The organism is Leucobacter komagatae (assembly GCF_000834055.1).
In the GTDB taxonomy this organism is placed as follows: domain Bacteria; phylum Actinomycetota; class Actinomycetes; order Actinomycetales; family Microbacteriaceae; genus Leucobacter; species Leucobacter komagatae_A.
Genome location: NZ_JXSQ01000001.1, coordinates 149,264 through 167,373, shown reverse-complemented (window position 1 = coordinate 167,373; position 18,110 = coordinate 149,264). Strand labels below are relative to the sequence as shown.

Below are 18,110 nucleotides of genomic sequence, written 5' to 3'. Positions count from 1 at the left end.
CGCCCGATTTCTCAGGCTGGTGGCACAGCGTGGCGCTCAGCACCAGTCGGGCGCGAACCCAATTGAACTGCGCAGTTCGCCGCCATGCGCGTCGATGTACACCGTCGTCGTCCCGCGGAAGGCCGGGAGCACGGGTCGCGCGTCTGGCTCTGCACCGGCCGAGATGAGTTCGACCGCGACAACCGATCCGTTCGGTGCGGGGCATATCGCCCCGATCCTCGTCCCGCTGTGCGTTGGAGCAAACACCTCTTGCTCCGCCCCGTCAATCATCAAGAGCAGCCGGTGCGCGTCGCCGCTTCGCGCAACGCGGCCTCCCCCAGCGGTGAACACCTCACCGGGGAGGTGCCGCTCGACGACACGCGCTTCACGCTCGCTTCCCGCGCCGCCAGAGACGAGCCCCGACACGTCGATGGCACGCGCAACCCCGGAGAGGTCGGCGACGAGCTCGCCCGTATCGGGGAGGAACCCGACGATCCCATCGGCAGGCCCGAGAGGGACTGGGTCGCGGCCGAGTGCCGGTGTTGCCAGCCACAGTTCGCCATCCTCGTCCAATACCGCTACCCCAATACCGCCAGGCACGAACCGCCAGTCCCTCACGCGAAGCGGGATCCCGTCGGAACCCGAGACCGTCACCGGCGGCGCAACGCCGCTGCGCGCATCCATGACGAGCAGTTCGTTTTCCGTCTGCCTGCCAGCGAGCTCAATACCCGACGCAACGACACCGATGAACTTGCCCGTGGTGTCTGCGCGCAGTTGCGTGAGAGACCCGAGTTCCGCCGGGATGAGTGGGGTGTACGGGCGTTCACCCCCGCCGAACTCGCCGAGTTCAACCGCACCGCCACCTGCGTCCGTGACGGTGAACACCCTGTCGTCGAGCCCGGCGTACTCCTGCACGCGCCGATTGGTCTGTATTTCGCGCGGCCGAGCGCCGCCAACGAGATCGTTGCTCACGATGCGATCCCCCGCATCGTCTCGCACGAGCGTGCGCACGCGAATGTCTTGCGCCGCCACAGCACGCGTCACGTCGGCGACGGATCCGGTGGCCGCGCTCGCTACCCGCAGTTCCACCCGGATCTTCGCCCCGTAGTCGATGCGTTCGGAGAGGCGCACGGTGACGGCGGCGCCATCTGTTGACACGGTGTGCGCAACGCTTGGGGTGAGCGTTACGTCGGCTGGCTGCACCTCGCGAACTGTTTGCGTGAACCGCAGCACGACACGGGCAGTATCGGTGTCGGTGAGCGCAGCCGGGCTGAATTCGAGTGCGGTGAGCTTGGGCGGCTGAAGCGCACTCGCTGCGGCGAGGCTGCTCGCCGCCACGGCGACCGCGGCACACAGTGCGAGGGTACGGGCGCGGAATCGACTAGCTGACATAGGGATCCTCCGGCTGCTCGACAGCGTCGACGACGCTCGGGAGGACGGCGGCGGGCCAGGCGCTCAGCACGCTCGGGTTCTCGGTAAAAACCCCCGACACCTCGACCCAGTCGTCGACCGCAATGGAGCGCTGCCAGTCGGGTTGATACACGGGGACACCGATGGGCTGGGCGTCGACAGCGCAGCAGGTGATCACGAACCGCGTCACGATGAACACGGACTCTGGGTCGTCAGCGTCGGCGGTCACGAAGCCAAGGACCTTCGCGTTGCGGCCCGAAAGGAGGCTCGCGTCGTGCTGGCGCAGCACGAGCGACCAGTCGACCATTGACCGTTGCTCGTCTGCGATGTCGGCGCGACCTGCTCCTGGGTCCTCTGCGTTTCCAGCAGTGGCAGCCGCCGCGCCGGTGTGCGCGGAGAGCGGCCGGTTTGCGGTGCTGTCAGCGGTGAGCGTGGCAGGAGGGAGCAGCACGAGAGCCCAAGCGGCTGCGAGCACGAGCGCCACGCCGCGCACCATTCGGCTCACCCGAACAAGGCGTCCGGGCCTGTCGCCGGATTCTGCGGCCCGCTGGGCGGCGAGCACGCCGCACGCCGCGGTGAGCGCCGTAGCGCCAAGCACCGCCATCGTGAGCGTGAACACCACATACCTTGGGTGCACATACCAGTTCAGTCGGCCCGCGAGTCCGAGCGAGATGATCGCCCCAATCCCAAGCACCGAGAGGGCGAAGCCGACCCAGCTCGCCTTCCATTCGTCACGAGACAAGGTTCACTCCCCATCCGATCGCTGTGCTGCATCCGGCGGTCAGCGCGACGAGCAGCACAATGGTTCGCGTCGTGAATGTCGTGCGAAGCAGGGCAACCATTTTCAGATCGGTCATCGCCCCGAACAGCAAGAAAGCGACGATCGAGCCCGGGAGGAAACTCGCACTCAGCGAGAGCACGAAGAAGGCGTCAACGTTGGAACAGATTGACACAACGAAGGCGAGCGCGAGGAGCGCGAGCACTGACCAGAGCGGGTGGCCCCCGAGCGCCACGAGCACACCGCGTGGCACACCAACCTGCACCGCCCCCGCGAGCGCCGAGCCGACCGCGAGCGCCGGCAACAGCGCGCTGGTCTCGGCCACGAGCGCTGAGGCGCTCTTGCTGACTTTTCCGCCATGGTCGGCTTGAGCGTGGTCGCAGCTGGCGCGGAACCCCTGGGTGAGCATCGTTTCGGGGCGCGGATGGGTGGAGAGCCACCACCCGAGCAGGTTTGCGATGACGAAGCCACCGAGCACCCGGGCGACGAGGATCCCCGATTCCCACCCAAAGGCGTGGTAGGTCGTGAGGATCGTGACGGGGTTCAGTACTGGTGCCGCGAGCAGGAATGTCACGGCCTCTGCTGGGCTGAAACCCCGCATGAGTAGGCCGCGCGCAAGCGGCACGTTGCCGCACTCGCACACCGGGAGTACAACGCCGAGCAGCGATAGCGCCGCTCGGCGCAGCACAGGCCTGCGTGGCAGCGCGCGATCGAGCCAGCTGGCTGGGATCCAGATCTGCACGAGGATCGACAGCAGCGTGCCAAGGATCACGAAGGGTAGCGACTCAACAAAGACCGCGATCGAGAGCGTCGCGAAGTCGCGAAGCGGCGCGGCGAGGTTCGCGTCGCCACCGCCCATGAACGCGCGGAGCGCGATGACGGCGAGCAGCAGGGCGAGCACGCCAGCTGCGGCGAGCGCGGCGCGGCTGCGTCGCCCGAGCGCCACGCTCACCCGTTGACCCCGAGCCGTGCCGCGCCGTCCTCGATCCACAGGACGCGGTCTGCGCTTTCGAGGTCGTCCCTGTCGTGGGTGACGCACGCGACTGCGACGCCGCGCCTGGCTTCCTCGGCGAGGATCTCACGTGTTCGCGCGCGGCTATCGGCGTCGAGGCCGGCTGCTGGTTCGTCGAGTAGCAGTATGCGGGCGCCAACGGCGAGGCCCTGGGCGATGAGTACGCGCTGCCGCTGCCCGCCGGAGAGGTCGGCGAACGGTATCGGGCACAGTTCGCTTGCCCCGACCCGGTCGAGCGCCGCGGCGACAGCCGCGGTTCGCGCGCGTCTGCCCTGCCCCCGTTGCTGCCGCGCGGCCGGGGACTGCGCGCCGAGCGCGACGACGTCGCCGGCCGTGAGCGGGAGCTCGTCTGGCACGTGTGGCCGCTGGACGACGAGGACGACCGTGGCGCGGCGGTCGACGACGCCTGAGTCGGGGATGCGCACGCCTGCGAGGATCTCGACGAGGGTCGTTTTACCCGCGCCGTTCGTTCCGGCGATCGCGGTGACACGCCCGGGAGGTATCTCGAGGTCGATGCCCGAGAGTACTGGCGTGTGGCCGTACGCATAGTAGAGAGCGCTTGCGCGCATCAAGGTGAGGGAAGACACGCAGACCAACCTAGCATGTTGAGAACGGTTTTCATTATCTGTAGTGTCTCTTTCCATGCCCTGGATCTTCGACGCCCTCAGCACGGCCTTCTTCGTGAGAGCCATGCTCGGAGGAACCATCGTCGCCGCAATCTGCGGGATCGTCGGCACGTGGGTGGTCATCCGCGGCATGGCGTTCCTTGGCGAGGCAATCGGCCACGGAATGCTCCCCGGCGTCGCCATCGCGACGCTAACGGGCATCCCACCAATACTCGGCGGCGCCCTCTCGGCCGCCACCATGAGCGCGCTCATCGCCGCGCTCCAACGACGCGGCAAACTCTCCTACGACACGAGCATCGGCCTGCTCTTCGTCGCGATGCTCGCCACCGGGGTCATCATCGTGTCCCACTCAGGCAGCTTCGCCACCGACACCACCGCCCTCCTCTTCGGAGACATTCTTGCGATCTCCCGCGCAGAAATCACCCTCATCGGCTGGGCCGCGGCGGTCACCATTGGCCTCGCAGCAGTCTTCCACCGATCCTTCATCGCCCTCGCATTCGACCACCGCATCGCCCACACCCTCGGATACCGCCCGCGCCTCGCACAAACCGCACTCGTCGGCCTCGTCACCCTCGCCGTTGTCGCCTCAGCACAGGCAGTCGGCACGCTCCTCGTCGTCGCCCTCCTCCTCGGCCCGGCCGTCGCCGCCCAGCCCTGGAGCAGACGGATCCCAGGGCGCATGCTTCTCGCGGCCGCCCTCGGAACACTCGCCGTCCTCACCGGCCTCGCGATCTCCTGGAGCGCCGGCACCGCAGCCGGATCCACGATCGCCGCGAGCGCCGTCGCAACGGCTGGGCTCTCGCACCTGTGCAGATCCGCCCTCGCCAGACGCCAGCGGCACAGCAATCTCAATCCGAACACAGAAGGCACCCCATGAAGCACAACATCCTCCTCGCACTCACTGTCGGTGTGACGCTCCCCATCGCGCTCGCGGCGTGCGCTGCGAGCCCGGCCGCCACCGACTCCCCAGACCCCGCAGCAACCGAGCCGGCAGGCCACGGCGACATCGCAGGGGCGACGGAAGAAGCGGAGCCCCAGCTCGCCCTGCTCACCGTCACCACGACAGGCGAAACTGCACTCCTCGACCTGCTCGACGGCGGCGAGCGCAGCATCGGCGCTATCCAGGCACCGCAGCGCGTTGCAACCGACGGTCGCTACGTGTTCGGCGATTCCGGGGCCGGGGTGACGGTCACCGACAGCGGCGCGTGGACCTGGGATCACGGCGATCACTTCCACTACTACTCTGCTGAGCCGGCACAGCTCGGCACCGTGGCGGGCGACGGCGCAGCCACGGTCACCGGGGGCGCACTGTCCACCGCCGGGTCAACCGGGGTCTTCTTCGCCGGCTCTGGCGAGGCGGTGCTGCTCGACAACGCCGCCCTGCACGCGGGAAGCATCGTCGAACGCTTCCGGGTAACGCGCACACCGCACACCGGCGTCGCGGCACCGCTCGGCGACGGTGCCGTCGTCTCAGAGCTGGCCGCTGGCGGCGGATCGGCGCTGCTTCGCGTTCTCGACGGTAGCGGGGAACCGAGCGACACCACCGCGGAGTGCGACGATCCGCGCGGGGCGACCACCACCAGGGCGGGGCTCGTCGTGCTGTGCGCAGACGGCGCCGTCGTCGCAACCGCGGACGGCAAGGCCGCGACGCTCACCACTGTCCCCCTCCCGGCAGGTGGCGCGCACGCCCCGGCGTTGCTCGACGGGCGCACCGGCAGGCCGCTGCTTGCAGGTGCGGCAACCGCGCCAGACGGAAGCTCAGGGAGCTGGCTCTTTGACGCCCGATCGCTCGCGTGGAACTGGATCGCTAGCGACAGCACGCTCATCCGCGCGACGGCAGTCGGAGACGACGACCAACATATTGTGGCGCTCGACGACTCGGGCAGCGTGCGTGTCTTCCGCGACGGCGCCGAGATTGCGGCTACCGCGCCGCTCCTCGACCAGGCAGACCTCGAGACGGCTGCGCTCGCCAAGATCAGCCTCACGGTGGACGCCAGCAGGGCATACCTCAACGCGCCAGCGCTCGGCACGGTGTTCGAGATCGACTTCGCTGACAACGCCCGCATCGCCCGCACGCTTGTGCCGGCGACCGCCCCGGACTTCGTCGCTGTGGTGGGCCGTTGAGCGCCCGCTCGCGCGGATTCGCCGCGATCGCTGCCGCCGGGGCCGCCGCGCTCACGCTGTCCCTCGCGGGCTGCGCAGCGGCTGCACCCCCGAGCGACGGCGTGCAGATCGTCGTCACCACGAACATCCTCGGTGATGTCACCTCCGAGATCGTCGGCGACGCGGCGCGGGTCACGACGCTCATGAAACCCAACGCCGATCCGCACTCCTTCGAGATCTCCGCGCAGCAGGCAGCGGCGATGGATCGCGCCGACCTGCTGGTGTCGAACGGGCTCGGCCTTGAGGAGGGGCTGCAACAGCATCTCGATCGCGTCATCGCTGCTGGCGGAACACAGTTCGTCGCGGGCGACCACGTCGATGTCCTCTCCTACGCGCACGACAGCAACGATGCGGGCAGCGCCGATGCGGGCAGCGCCGACAGGGCCGACGCCGGCACCCCGGGCAGCGCCGACAGCGCCGACGCGGGCACCGCAGACGGTTCCCGTGACGGTGCCGCGCACACAGGCGACGCGGCAACCCCCGATCCACACTTCTGGACCGACCCGACGCAGATGGTCAGCGTTGCCCGCGCCCTCACCGACGCGATCACCGCCCTTCCCGGCATGACTGCGGATGCGCGCGACCAGATCAAGGCGCGCGCATCCGCGTACATTGCCGAGCTCACGGCGCTTGACGCGACCATCGCCGAGAGGTTCGCCGGCATCCCGGCCGAGCGCCGCGCCCTTGTCACCAACCACCACGTGTTCGGGTACCTGGCGAAGCGCTACGACTTCCGCGTGCTCGGCACCGCAATCCCAGGCGGAACAACGCTTGCGGCCCCGAGCGCCGCCGATCTGAGCGCCCTCGTCACCACCATCACCGCGGCCGGAGTGCCCACGATCTTTGCCGAAACGTCTGCACCAGACCGGCTGATGCGCGTGCTCGCGGAGGAGGCCGGAATCGACGTGCAGGTCGTGGCGCTCTTCACCGAATCACTCACAGCCGATGGCGGCGGCGCTGCGAGCTACACAGAGATGCTGCAGGCAAACACTGAGCGCATCGTCGCGGGGCTCACTCCCGAGCTCGGCAGCGGCCATGAGTCGAGCACTCGCACGCCGGGCACGGGCGGCTGAGCACGCCGCTTCGCTCCCACGTCGCTTCACAACCCCAGTCCACACAAGACCAACCCAGTAAGGAAACCCATGAAACACACCGAACGATCGCTTGCCGCCCGCACTTCGCGCAGCTCCCGATTCATCGCAGCGGCCGCTGCCGGGCTCGGCGTCGCCGTGCTCGCAGCGTGCAGCGCGACCCCGTCGAGCGAGCCGGCACAGCCGGGCAGCGACGCGGCGGCGCCCGCAGCGCACGACACCCGGCTTGCCGTGTCAACGCCCGGCGGCGTCACCGTACTGTCGAGCGGCGCGAACAACGGGGGCGACTTCGCAACCATCGGCTCGCTCAAGACCGACGAGTTTACCCGCCTGAACGCCTTCGGCGACGGCAAGCACCTGCTCCTCAGCACCTCGCAGGGATTTGAAGTGCTCGACGCTGACTCCGCCGAGCTCACGGGGCTCGTCTTCCCGGCCACGACGCCAGGGCACGTCGTCAGGCACGACGGCTCAACGATGCTCTTCGACGACGGAACGGGCCACACCACTGTTCTCGCGACGGACGCCCTCCTGAAGGACGACAGTCACGCGCCAGCGTCGCGCACGTACGAGGCAGACGCGCCACACCACGGCGTCTCGATTGAGCTCTCTGACGGCACACTGCTCACCACGGTCGGCACCGACGAGGGCCGCACGGGTGCACTCGCGCTCGAAGGACACGACGACCACTGGCACGAGCACGCCACCTCAGATGAATGCCCTGGCATTCACGGCGAGGGAACCGCGCGCGACGAGGTCGCCGTGTTCGGCTGCGAGGACGGCGCGCTGCTGTTCAAGAACGGCTCATTCACGAAGCTCACGGCGCCAGACGCGTTCGGCCGCATGGGGAACGCGTTCGCCGCAGACGACAGCCCGTTCGTCGTTGGCGACTACAAGAACGATCCAGACGCGGAAGGCTACCTTCTCAGCGCGGTGACGCTCATCGACACCGCAGCGGAGACGCTCACCGTCGCCGAGCTGCCGGAGAACGTGCGCTACACCTTCCGTGACGTCGTTCGCGGGCCCGAGGGCAACGCCTACATCCTGTCGGCTGACGGCGCGATCCACGTGCTCGACCCGAAGACCGGGAAGATCATCGACTCCTTCGACGTGATCGCCCCGTGGGAGGGCCCAGCGAACTGGCAGGACGCGCACCCCGCGATCGTCGCGGACGGCGACATCGCGTACGTCACTGAACCGGCTACGAAGTCGATTCACGCCGTCGACCTCGCGACCGGGAAGACGATTGCCTCGACGACGCTCGATGGCGTGCCGAACGAACTCGCGGTGGCAGTCGGTTAAGCACAATCCGCGAAGTCCGTGTCACTTTGGCCAGCATTCACCCGCCGTATGGCGGTCTGACTGGCCCAAAGTGACACGGACTTCGTGCGTTCAGCGGGAGGCCTACGCCGCTTCGACCGCGAAACGCAGCGTGAGCCCGATCGGCTGCCCCTGTGCGTCGAGCCTGCCAACAGTGCGGAGCCCCTCGAGCGTCGCCCGCTCTTCACCGATCTCCTCGATGACGGCCTCGAATAGCTCGAGCTGCCCAGGTGGGAGCGTCACCTGTGGCGGCGTCATGCCGTGCGGGATGTCCACGGAGAGCTCGGTCGCCGCAGGCAGCACCCCGAGCAGCACGCCGTCGCCCAGCCGCTCGGCTTCCCCGAAGTCGCCCGCGACCGGCCACGCGCAGCGCAGCGTCATCGGGGTCGCATCGGGGTCGCCCGTCGCCGACTCCAGATACTGGAACCACCACGGCCCGGTCACGTCTCCTCCCGCAGCGCGCACGGCCTCGAACACGCGCGCAAAACCAGCATCCGCCTCGCGAGTTCCGGCAGCCTCATGGGCCTCACGCTCCGCGTCCGTCGCCCCTTCGGCAGGCTCGGGCCATTCCGGCAGATCCAGGTAGGCGAAGCGCTGCGGCCCAACCTGCTCCCGTCGCACCTCGGCGGTGCTTCCCTGCTCGAGTAACCATTCGGCGGCTGCCAGTGCAGCGTCCTGCGCCTCGCGCTCCGTAAGCAGCCGCTCGCGCTCCCTCGCCAACGTCCCAAGGGGGTCGCCCGCGGTGAGGGCCTCGGAAACGACGGCGAGCGGCAAGTCCGCCGCTCGCAGCACCCCGATGAGCCCGGCGGCCCGGAGCTGACCGAACGCGTAGCCACGGTAGCCGCTGCGCGGATCCACCGCCGCGGGGCTCAGTATCCCCTTCGAGTCGTAGTGCCGAAGCGCCTTCGGAGTGAGGCCGGTGAGCGCGGCGAATTCGCCGATTGTCATCATGGGAAGTTCCTCGTTTCTGCGGCCGGCGGCCGCTCACCTCTAGCGTGGGCGTTCCCCCAGGGGCAGGGTCAAGCGGGCCGCGGATACCGCAGCGGGGTCGGCTTTTCGGGGCGTTTCTAGGCTCGCGGCGCGAGCCGCCTCGCCGCGAGCACGACGAGCACGGCGAGCAGCACCATTGTTGTGACGTCGGCGGCGATGTAGACGTAGTGCCACGGCGACTGGCCTGGATCCGCACCGGCGAGCACGAGGTCGGTGCGCGCGTTGAGCGGGGGCCTGATGAGCAGGATCTTCGCGAGGTACACGAGCGCAACGGCGGCGAGCGCGCCGATCTGTGCACGGCTCGCACGCAGCGCGGGGGCAAGCCGCGGCCAGAGCGTGACGGCGGCGAGCGCGATGAGGATCGCGCCCTCCGCGACGTTCAGCGCGAAGAAGACGAGGCGCCCGATGCCGAGACCGAGAGGGATCGTGATTCCAGGCGCCTGGAACTTCAGCGGTGCCTCAATGAAGGAGATCGCGGCGACCATGCCGAACCACAGGACCGGGAGGATCAACCGCCAGGCCGGCAGGGATGTTCCGCGGGTTGAGGGTGCCATACGTTCCTTCCGTTGGTGATCTGTCGGTTCGCGGAGGCAGGGCAGTTAGTCGACGAGCGCACTCTCGGTTTGGTCAAGCTCGTCGCCGACCGCGTCGAGGAGCGCATCTGCCACCTCACGCTTTGAGCCTGCGACGGCAGCGACAATGTCGCCGTCGAAGTTGAGTACCCGCACATCGTTGTCCGCGGATTCGAAGCCCTCGCTCCACCCGACTGCGTTGACTGCGAGCAGGTCGACGCCCTTGCGTGCGAGCTTGCGCCTGCCCCGTTCGAGCAGCTCGTCTTCGCTGTCGACGGTCTCGGCCGCGAAGCCGACAATCACCTGGTCGTCTTGCCGGTCACGCACGAGGCTCACCAGAATGTCGGGGTTCTCAACGAGCGTGAGCGTCGGCGCGCCCCCGGTAAGGTCTTCCTTGCGCATCTTCTGGTCGGCGACGTCGGCTACCCGGTAGTCGGCGACGGCCGCGGCCATCACTACGACGCGCGCGCCCTTCGCTGCTGCGTGCGCTGTCGAGTCGAGCTCAGCGGTTGTGTTCACTGGCACGACGCGGATCGCGGGATCCCCCGTGACCTCAGCGAGCACGGCGCCGTCAATGTTCGCGGCGAGCAACACCACTTCTGCCCCGCGGTCCGCGGCCGCGGCCGCGATGGCAACGCCCTGCTTCCCGCTCGAACGGTTGCCGAGGTAGCGTACGGGGTCGATCGGTTCCCTGGTGCCACCCGCCGTCACGAGTACTCGCACGCCCGCGAGGTCGCCCTCCGCGCGTGCGGCGTGGTCGACGTTGCCGCCTGCTGGAGCGGGCTCGATTTCGGGGGCTTGCCCGGTGACGTCCGCCGCCCAGTCCCGGTCGGCGGTCGCGCCCGTCACCTCGGGGTGTGGCACGCCGGCGAGGCTGCTCACTCCGCCGCCAACGACTGCCGCCGGTTCGGCCGCGTCGACCTGATTATGTAGCCCGGTCGCCTCGGCAGCGGCATCAATGCCTGTGCCGCTGCCAGCACCCGCATCGCTGTCCGCGCGGCTGCCGGTGAGCCCGCCGAGCATCTCTTGGACCCTGGCGAAGATGTCCGCCGGCTCGCTCATGCGCCCTTGACCACTGTCATCGCCGGTGAGCCGGCCGCTCTCGGGGCCGACGAACGCGACGCCGCGCGAGCGGAGGATCGCAATGTTGTCCTGCGTCGCCGGGTGCTGCCACATCTCCGTGTGCATCGCGGGCGCAACGAGCACGGGTGCGCGGGTCGCGAGCAGCGTGGTGCCGAGCAGGTCGTCGGCGAGCCCCGCGGTCATCCGCGCGAGCGTGTTCGCCGTTGCTGGCGCGACGACCACGAGATCGGCGTTCTGCCCCAGGGCGACGTGGCGCACCTCGGGGACGTCGTCGTGCACCGACGTGGTCACCGGGTGCCGGCTGATCGCCTCCCAGGTGGGTTGTCCGACGAAGCGCAGCGCATCGGCGGTTGGCACGACGTGGACGTCGTGCCCGGCCTCGACGAGCAGGCGGGCGAGGGCGACAGCTTTGTATGCGGCGATTCCGCCGCTCACTCCGAGCACAATGTTCACGCCCCCATCTTTGCACGGCGACCGGAGAAGCTCCGCTCCCGCTGCCAAGGGCGAGGGTGGAGATATTTCTCCACCCAAAGATACGGCGCCTGCCCGAGGCGCAAACGCGCACTGGTTTCTAACGTTGGGAGTGTCAGAAAACGAATACCAGGGAGGTGACACCGTGAACGGTGTCTTCGAAATCGCGCTCGTAGTTGTCCTCGTCGGATACCTCATCTTCAAGCGTTTGGCCGGTCAACCGGCGCAGGGCAAGCGCATGCTGCTGCTGCCCATCATCTACGCCGTTGTTGGCGTCGGCCAGAGCTGGCAGGTGTTCACCAGCCCGACCGCGATCGAGTTCCTCGGGCTCACCGCCGTTGTGAGTGTCGGGATGGGGCTCATTCGCGGCGCGAGTGTCCGCGTCTACGAAGCGAACGGGCTCGTGCACATGCGCTACACGGCGGTGACCGTAGCGCTGTGGGTCGTCACCTTCGCCGCGAAGTTCGGCATCGGATACCTGCTCGGGACGCTCGACGCCACAGCGGAACACGCAGTCACCACTGGTCCGATGCTCACCCTGGGTGTCAGCATGCTCGCGGAGGGCATCATCGTGCTGGCGAAGGCGCTGCGGGTTCCCGGCCAGATCATCTGGGATCGCGGCAAGGATGGCGCGGAGCATCGCGCGTCACCGTTTCTCGACAATATGAAGCAGCAGCGCCTCGAGCAGCACGGCGGCATGCCGGGCGAGGCTGGCACGATCGGTGAGATGAGGTGAAGAATGGGGGCATGGTGGCGGACTCAAGCGCGGCGGATCGGATCATCCGCCCGGCAACGATGGTGCTGTTTGTTCTGCTCATCGTGGCGCAGCTCTTCGTGCTCCCTCCCCAGTCGATCCAGGTGTTTACGTGGGCGGTCACGCTCGCTGCTGTCGCCCTCCTCATGGTCACGGGAACCGCGGCAAAGCTCACGCAGCGCGCATGGGATTTCCATGGCTTCTGGCCGCTCGCGGCGTTCGCAGCCGTGAGCGGCGTCGTCTTTGCCCTCCCACCCGGCGGCCTCGCGGTCGCGCTCGCATACTTCGCGTCGAACCGCGCAGGCGAGCGTCTCACCTCCCGGCGGCACGCACTCGCGGTTGCTGTCATCGGAACCGTCGTCGCGACGCTGAGCGCCTGGCTGTTGCCAGCGTTCGGGCTCATCGACGGCTTCATCCCGTGGTGGGTTGGCTTGACCGTTGGGCTGCCGGTGTATGCCGGTATCGCCCGACAGGATCGCACGAACGCGCTCGCCGCTGCGCGCGAGGCCGCCGCGCAAAGCCAAAGGGCGGCAGCCTCGGAAGCCCGAGCGGCAGCTCTCGAGGAGCGGGGCCGTATCGCTCGAGAGATTCACGACGTGCTTGGCCATTCCCTCACCGGCATTGCCATGCAGCTCGACATGGCGGACGCGCTTCACGCATCCGATCGAGATGATGAGGCGAACGGCGCCGTGCTGCGCGCGCGTGGCATGGCCGTCAGCGGCATGGCGGAAACGCGCCGGGCGATTCATGCGCTCCGCGAGGACACGCTCCCACTCCCCACCACGATCGAGGGTCTCGCAACGGCATCGCTCGCCGACTTTGCGCTCACCGGCGACCCTCAACCGTTGAGCGTCGAGATGGCGCAGGCAATCATTCGCACCGCGCAGGAGTCGCTCACAAACATCCGCCGCCACGCTCCGGGCGCCGCAGCTCAGCTCACGCTCGCATACGAGCCTGACCGCGTACGCCTCACCGTCGCCGACACACCAGCCCACGGCGGGGCGGCACCAGCTGTCGCGGCTGGCGAGGGCTCGGGCATGGGCCTCATCGGGATGCGAGAGCGTGCGGCGCTGCTCGGCGGTACGCTGAGCACCGGACCGGGGCCGCATGGAATCGGATGGATCGTGACACTGGAGCTGCCCCTATGAGCGAGACACGTCTCCTTATCGTCGACGATCAAACAGCTATCCGCGACGCCCTCGCTGTGATGCTCGACCTTGATCCGGCGGTGAGCGTCGTTGGGACGGCGGCAACGGGCGAGGAGTCCCTGGCGCAGGCTGCGGCGCTCTCCCCCGATGTCGTACTCATGGATCTGAACATGCCTGGCATGGGAGGTGTTGCCGCTACCGCTGCGCTCACCGCCGAGCATCCGGGCCTCGCCGTCGTCGTGCTCACCAGCTTTGAAGACGACGCCTCCATCCTCAGTGCGCTGCAGGCTGGGGCGCGCGGGTATCTCACGAAAGATGCGGACAGAGGGGTCATCCTCCAAGCGGTTCAGAGCGCAAAAGCGGGTAACGCTGTGCTCGATCCGGGGGTGCAGTTGCGCCTGCTCGCGCTCGCGTCGCGCCGTCCGATGGTCCCGGCGCCCGCTCCGGTGCAGCTGACCTCGCGGGAGCGAGAGATCCTCGACCTCATCGGCCAGGGGCTACGCAACGGCGACATTGCGGCCGCCCTCAGCATCTCTGAGGCCACCGTGAAGACGCACATCAACAATCTCTTCACCAAAGCTGATCTCCACTCCCGAGCCGACGCAGTGCGGCTCGCGCTTGCGCTCGCTGGCCCCGCCGAATAGGCACGCTCGCCGAGCGCCGCCGCGGCACGGGTGAACGTCCCGGCTGCCGTGCGATCCGCCGCTACGCGAGGCCGGCTACCCCCGCGACGACGATTGCCACTGCTGCGACGACGAGCGAGAGTGCGAGCACCGCCGCCCCTGCCCAGATGAGCCCAACGAGCGGGCCCGGCTTGCTCGCGTGCGGCCCGAGCACGCTGAGGAAGAAGCCTGCGGGGAGCAGAATGGCACTGGCGAGCACCCCGACGCCCGACCACTGCAGCGTGGCATTCACGCCGACGGCATCGAGCAACAGCAATACGGTCAGGCCAAGGATAACGAGCACCCCAGCGTGGGCGTGCCCGGCCCGGAAAAAGGAGCGCTGCAAATCGGTAAAGCCTGAGCTGCGGCGCAGTGTTCGCAGCAGGAAGGCGCCACCAGATTCGATGCCGACAATGGTCAGCAGCGTCACGCCCGAGACGATTGCGATCGTTGGACTCATACCTACCTCAATTAGGTAGTTGCGGTATCCAATTATCGGATACCGCTACTATCTAAGTCAAGGAGCCAACGTGGCGCCGCGACAGGAGGCACGCGCATGCAAATCTCAGAACTGGCAGAGGTAACTGGCGTGCCCCTGCCGACCGTGAAGTTCTACATCAGGGAGGGGCTACTGCCCAAGGGCACACCGGTGTCTGCAACCAGGGCCGAGTACGGCGAGGGCCACAGCGACCGACTCCGCGTGATCAGCGCGCTCGCATCCGTCCCCGGCCTACCCATCGCACGCATGCGCGAGATCCTCGCCATCATCGACAACTGGGACGACTACGGCGTCATCGAGGCAATGGGGCACGCAGTGGCAGCCCTGCCCCCATACGCCGCACCGTCGGACGCACGCCGTGGCCGAGAAGACGGAGCATCGCCCGAAGGCCCCCCACCTCCGCAGCTCACATACGCGCGGGAAGCGGTCGCAGCGCTCGGACTCACCTTCGACCCTGAGTACCCAGCGACGCGGCAGCTCGATGACGCGATCACCGCCGTGCTCGGTGCGGGGCTTGCGTGGACGCCAGACACCGCGGCCCGCTACGGTGCTTCACTGCGGCAGCTCGCCGAAAACGAGGTCACCCCCGTCCCCAGCATGACGGCGCGTCAGTCCATCGAATACGCCGTTCTCGGCACAACCCTGTTCGAGCCCGTGATCCTCGCCATTCGCCGGCTCCTGCATCGCCACTTTGCTGAGACCGCCGTTGAAGCTCCCTCGCAGGCACCGCGGGCGACCGAGTGACAGTGCTGGCCGGCAACTGACGACACGGAACCGGCGCGGGTGAACGCCCCGGCTCCCCGCTCCCGAACAGGCAGCCCCACCGCGCGCACCGCCGATACACTTGGATCCATGTGTACGGTCGTGATCGAGGTTCCCTCAGACGATTCAATACCCACCCGCGTGCTCGCCGTGCGTGACGAGGACCCGAATCGCCCTTGGGATCCGCCAGGTGAGTGGTGGCCAGACGAGCACCCTGGAACGCTCGGAGTGCGCGACCGCCGCGCAAACGGCGCGTGGCTCGCGTTCTCCCCCGCGGCGGGCAAGCTCTCGGTCATCGTGAACCGGGCTGCCGAAATGGCCGAACCAGCTGGCGGCTTCAGCTCGCGCGGCGGGCTCGTGCTTGCCTCGGTTACCGGCGGCACACTCACCGATCCCCCGACCTCCGCGCCGTTCTCCCTCGTCGAGGTCGTCGGGTCGCGCGCGACCGTCACCGCTTGGGACGGTGTCGCGCTCCGCCGGGAGGAGCTCACCCCCGGGGTACACATGCTCGCCCATCACGACGTCGATGACCCCCGCACGGAGCGGATCGAGCGCTGGCTTCCGGAGTTCAGGGAGCTTGCAGGCGCGGCAGCGAACGAATGGCAAGCCAAGTGGCTCGGGCTACTCGGGCGCACGTCCGAGCTGGGCACAACAGACGACCGCGCGATCGTGCGAGACAATCGGCCGCTCGGTTACCCGACCCTGTCGCTCCTCACCTGCGTCGCCGACGTATCGGATGCCGCAGTTGATCTCGAGTGGGCTGAGCTCACCGAGCCAGGCCGCTGGGGCAGCCCGAGCTTCGTCACGGCCTAACGCGATGTCGCCGCCGAGCGGCAACCGCGCAGATCGGGCGGGGAGCGTGATGCTCAGGCGCGCTCGAGCAGCACTGCGACCTCGAGGTGCCCCGTGTGCGGGAACATGTCGAACAGCCGCGCCTCCCGCACCCGAAGCGACGGCATGAGGGCGAGGTCGCGTGCGAGGCTCTCGGGGTTGCAGCTCGAATAGATCACGTGGCGGATCCCCGAACGCTCGATCCACCCGGCAAGCGTCTCACCGATCCCCCCGCCGCGGCGGGTTCACCACAACGAGCTCTGGCAGCTCCGCTGGGGCTGCGGCGAGCGCGAACTCGGTCGCGTCGCCCGCGAGGAAGCGCGCGGGGATGCCAGCCTCGTTCGCGCTGCGCTCGGCCGAGAAGATCGCCTGCTCGCTGAGCTCGACGCCGAGCACATCGCGTGCGGTCCCGGAAGCTGATCTCGCGGTGAAGAGCGCGAAACCGCCGACGCCGCAGTAGAGGTCCCAGAGCGAGGCGGGGTTCGCGCGATCCACCCAGGCAGCTGCCTGCTCGTAGAGCGCGAGCGCAACGGCGGTGTTCGTCTGGAAGAAGCTCTGCGGGCGCAGGTACAGGGTGATGGGTTCGAGCCCCTCGCCGAGCTCCATCGCGAGCGCCTCGCCAACGAGCGGCTCCTCGCGCTCCCCCTCGAGCACTGCTTTGTGCTCAGGGAGCAGGTTTACGGAGAGGACGGCCGCCTGCGGGAGCAGCTCGCGAAGGTCGTCGACACGGCGGCGGATCGCGGCAAGCCCCTCCTCGCTGCGCACAACGAAGCGCACCATGAGCTCGCCGGCGGGGCTCACGGTCACGTGCACATACTTCAGTTCGCCGGCGCGCTTCGGCACCGAGTATGGCGCGATGCGGAGATCGTTGACGAAGCTCGCGAGCAGCGGGATGACCCGGTGGATCTCTGGCTCGTGGATGAGGCAGTCGGTGAGGTCGACGCCCTCGCCGCCGCGGTCGAGGATCCCGAGCGTCACGGCTCCAGCGACCCCGCCGACGGCGAGCTTGGCGCGGTTGCGGAAGCCCGCGACGCCCCCAGCCACTGGCGGCAGCCACGCGGCGGCGGCAACGCCGGGCAACAGCTCCGCGCAGCGCTGCTGCTTCGCCTGAAGCTGGGCGTCGATCGGGGTCTCGATGAATGTGCACGAGCGGCACAGCCCCGCAGCGAAGTAGCGGCAGTGCGGTGGTGCTGGAGAAGTGTTCACTGCCGACACCATCATTTAGGCGGTGAGGCCGAGCCCGTCCATGCGGCGAATGTGGTCGGCGATGAGCTCGGTGAACACCGGCTCAACCTCGCTCTCGACGAACTCGCGCTTCTCGCTGAGGTTCAGCACAGCGCGCGACACGAGCAGGGTGTCACCGACGAGCCTGCGCCCCCAGAGGGCGAGCCAGCTCGACAGCTTCGGGTCCTCTTCGAGGGCTTGTTCGAGCAACCCCTTGAGCGCAGCGCGCCCCTCGCCGCCCGTGAGTACTGCGATCACCTCTGCGCGATAGGAGTCTTTCAGGCCGCCAGCGAGGCTCGCGAAGAAGTCGTCGAAGAGGCCACCGACGAGGTAGAGGGACAGCACGTGCTGGTGCCAGTCTTCGGTGTCGATGCGCTCGACGTAGTCGTCGATCACCTGCGTGAAGGGGCGCATCACCACGTGCGGCTCGGCGCCGCGGCGGCGGATCTCGTCTGCGAGGCGCTGCTGCTTCGAGAGCGTTTCGCCGGCGACGCGGGCGAGCGTCTCCTTCGCTTCGAGCGTCGCGGCGCCGGAGACAGCACGCGTCGCCGCCTCATACAGTTCGAGCTGCAGGTAGGCGGTCAAACCGAGGAACGTCATGATCCCTGGGGCAAATTCGGCGAGGTCAACGCGCTCTGTCGCGGTATCACTCGCGTGGGACAGCGACGCTTGTGACGGCGCCTGTTTCTTGCGCAGTCCCCGGATCCAGTCAAACACGTTGCTTAGCTTACCTCCGCA

General features: G+C 68.3%; 18 protein-coding genes and 1 pseudogene. 9 read left to right on the top strand and 10 right to left on the bottom strand.

Going from position 1 to position 18,110, the window contains the following annotated elements; all coding sequences use genetic code 11:
* Positions 1 to 36 precede the first annotated feature (36 nt).
* The 4 genes from SD72_RS00780 to SD72_RS00765 are packed head-to-tail and all read right to left on the bottom strand — an operon-like array spanning position 37 to position 3,766.
* Complete coding sequence (locus SD72_RS00780) at positions 37 to 1,371, bottom strand: hypothetical protein (protein WP_042542514.1); 1,335 nt, start codon at positions 1,369 to 1,371, stop codon at positions 37 to 39.
* Positions 1,361 to 2,131 (bottom strand): TIGR03943 family putative permease subunit, encoded by a 771-nt coding sequence (locus SD72_RS00775; RefSeq protein ID WP_052492353.1) that lies wholly within the window; start codon positions 2,129 to 2,131, stop codon positions 1,361 to 1,363. The genes SD72_RS00780 and SD72_RS00775 overlap by 11 nt, the downstream gene beginning before the upstream one ends.
* Positions 2,121 to 3,119, bottom strand: a complete 999-nt coding sequence (locus tag SD72_RS00770; protein WP_042542513.1) for a permease — start codon at positions 3,117 to 3,119, stop codon at positions 2,121 to 2,123. The genes SD72_RS00775 and SD72_RS00770 overlap by 11 nt, the downstream gene beginning before the upstream one ends.
* Positions 3,116 to 3,766, bottom strand: a complete 651-nt coding sequence (locus SD72_RS00765) for an ATP-binding cassette domain-containing protein (RefSeq protein ID WP_232299594.1) — start codon at positions 3,764 to 3,766, stop codon at positions 3,116 to 3,118. Before SD72_RS00765 ends, SD72_RS00770 begins: the two co-directional genes overlap by 4 nt.
* Positions 3,767 to 3,821: 55 nt before the next feature.
* Between SD72_RS00765 and aztB the strand changes: the two genes are divergently transcribed.
* From aztB to aztD, 4 genes are all read left to right on the top strand, one after another.
* On the top strand, positions 3,822 to 4,682 hold the full coding sequence (aztB, locus tag SD72_RS00760; protein ID WP_042542512.1) for a zinc ABC transporter permease AztB: 861 nt from the start codon (positions 3,822 to 3,824) through the stop codon (positions 4,680 to 4,682).
* Positions 4,679 to 5,929, top strand: a complete 1,251-nt coding sequence (locus tag SD72_RS00755; RefSeq protein WP_042542511.1) for a hypothetical protein — start codon at positions 4,679 to 4,681, stop codon at positions 5,927 to 5,929. The genes aztB and SD72_RS00755 overlap by 4 nt, the downstream gene beginning before the upstream one ends.
* Complete coding sequence (locus SD72_RS00750; protein WP_052492351.1) at positions 5,926 to 7,041, top strand: metal ABC transporter substrate-binding protein; 1,116 nt, start codon at positions 5,926 to 5,928, stop codon at positions 7,039 to 7,041. Before SD72_RS00755 ends, SD72_RS00750 begins: the two co-directional genes overlap by 4 nt.
* Positions 7,042 to 7,110: 69 nt before the next feature.
* The gene (gene aztD, locus SD72_RS00745) at positions 7,111 to 8,358 is read left to right on the top strand and encodes a zinc metallochaperone AztD (RefSeq protein ID WP_042542510.1); all 1,248 of its coding nucleotides are present in this window, start codon (positions 7,111 to 7,113) and stop codon (positions 8,356 to 8,358) included.
* Between the two features lie 102 nt (positions 8,359 to 8,460).
* Here aztD and SD72_RS16690 read toward each other — a convergent pair whose 3' ends face one another.
* The 3 genes from SD72_RS16690 to SD72_RS00730 all read right to left on the bottom strand — a co-directional run bounded on the left by SD72_RS16690 (position 8,461) and on the right by SD72_RS00730 (position 11,474).
* Entirely contained in the window at positions 8,461 to 9,327 is an 867-nt protein-coding gene (locus SD72_RS16690; RefSeq protein WP_052492350.1) for a MerR family DNA-binding transcriptional regulator, read from the bottom strand.
* Positions 9,328 to 9,443: 116 nt separating this feature from the next.
* Positions 9,444 to 9,920: a hypothetical protein gene (locus SD72_RS00735; protein WP_042542509.1), complete on the bottom strand. Its 477-nt coding sequence runs from the start codon at positions 9,918 to 9,920 to the stop codon at positions 9,444 to 9,446.
* Between the two features lie 45 nt (positions 9,921 to 9,965).
* Positions 9,966 to 11,474: a bifunctional phosphopantothenoylcysteine decarboxylase/phosphopantothenate synthase gene (locus SD72_RS00730; RefSeq protein WP_042542508.1), complete on the bottom strand. Its 1,509-nt coding sequence runs from the start codon at positions 11,472 to 11,474 to the stop codon at positions 9,966 to 9,968.
* Positions 11,475 to 11,604: 130 nt separating this feature from the next.
* On the opposite strand from SD72_RS00730, the gene SD72_RS00725 reads away from it, so the two are divergent.
* From SD72_RS00725 to SD72_RS00715, 3 genes are read left to right on the top strand one after another with little or no spacing between them, the layout of a single operon-like run.
* Complete coding sequence (locus SD72_RS00725) at positions 11,605 to 12,228, top strand: hypothetical protein (RefSeq protein WP_052492349.1); 624 nt, start codon at positions 11,605 to 11,607, stop codon at positions 12,226 to 12,228.
* 11 nt (positions 12,229 to 12,239) lie between these two features.
* Positions 12,240 to 13,394 (top strand): sensor histidine kinase, encoded by a 1,155-nt coding sequence (locus SD72_RS00720; protein WP_042542507.1) that lies wholly within the window; start codon positions 12,240 to 12,242, stop codon positions 13,392 to 13,394.
* Positions 13,391 to 14,038: a response regulator gene (locus tag SD72_RS00715; RefSeq protein WP_042542506.1), complete on the top strand. Its 648-nt coding sequence runs from the start codon at positions 13,391 to 13,393 to the stop codon at positions 14,036 to 14,038. The genes SD72_RS00720 and SD72_RS00715 overlap by 4 nt, the downstream gene beginning before the upstream one ends.
* Positions 14,039 to 14,099: 61 nt before the next feature.
* Here SD72_RS00715 and SD72_RS00710 read toward each other — a convergent pair whose 3' ends face one another.
* The gene (locus SD72_RS00710) at positions 14,100 to 14,516 is read right to left on the bottom strand and encodes a hypothetical protein (RefSeq protein ID WP_042542505.1); all 417 of its coding nucleotides are present in this window, start codon (positions 14,514 to 14,516) and stop codon (positions 14,100 to 14,102) included.
* A 96-nt stretch (positions 14,517 to 14,612) separates the two neighbouring features.
* Between SD72_RS00710 and SD72_RS00705 the strand changes: the two genes are divergently transcribed.
* Complete coding sequence (locus SD72_RS00705) at positions 14,613 to 15,299, top strand: MerR family transcriptional regulator (RefSeq protein WP_042542504.1); 687 nt, start codon at positions 14,613 to 14,615, stop codon at positions 15,297 to 15,299.
* Positions 15,300 to 15,407: 108 nt separating this feature from the next.
* Positions 15,408 to 16,130: an NRDE family protein gene (locus SD72_RS00700; protein ID WP_042542503.1), complete on the top strand. Its 723-nt coding sequence runs from the start codon at positions 15,408 to 15,410 to the stop codon at positions 16,128 to 16,130.
* Between the two features lie 53 nt (positions 16,131 to 16,183).
* Here SD72_RS00700 and SD72_RS00695 read toward each other — a convergent pair.
* A pseudogene (locus SD72_RS00695) lies at positions 16,184 to 17,366 on the bottom strand (methyltransferase domain-containing protein).
* 3 nt (positions 17,367 to 17,369) lie between these two features.
* On the bottom strand, positions 17,370 to 18,089 hold the full coding sequence (locus tag SD72_RS00690; RefSeq protein ID WP_052492348.1) for a ferritin-like fold-containing protein: 720 nt from the start codon (positions 18,087 to 18,089) through the stop codon (positions 17,370 to 17,372).
* Between the last annotated feature and the right edge of the window lie 21 nt (positions 18,090 to 18,110).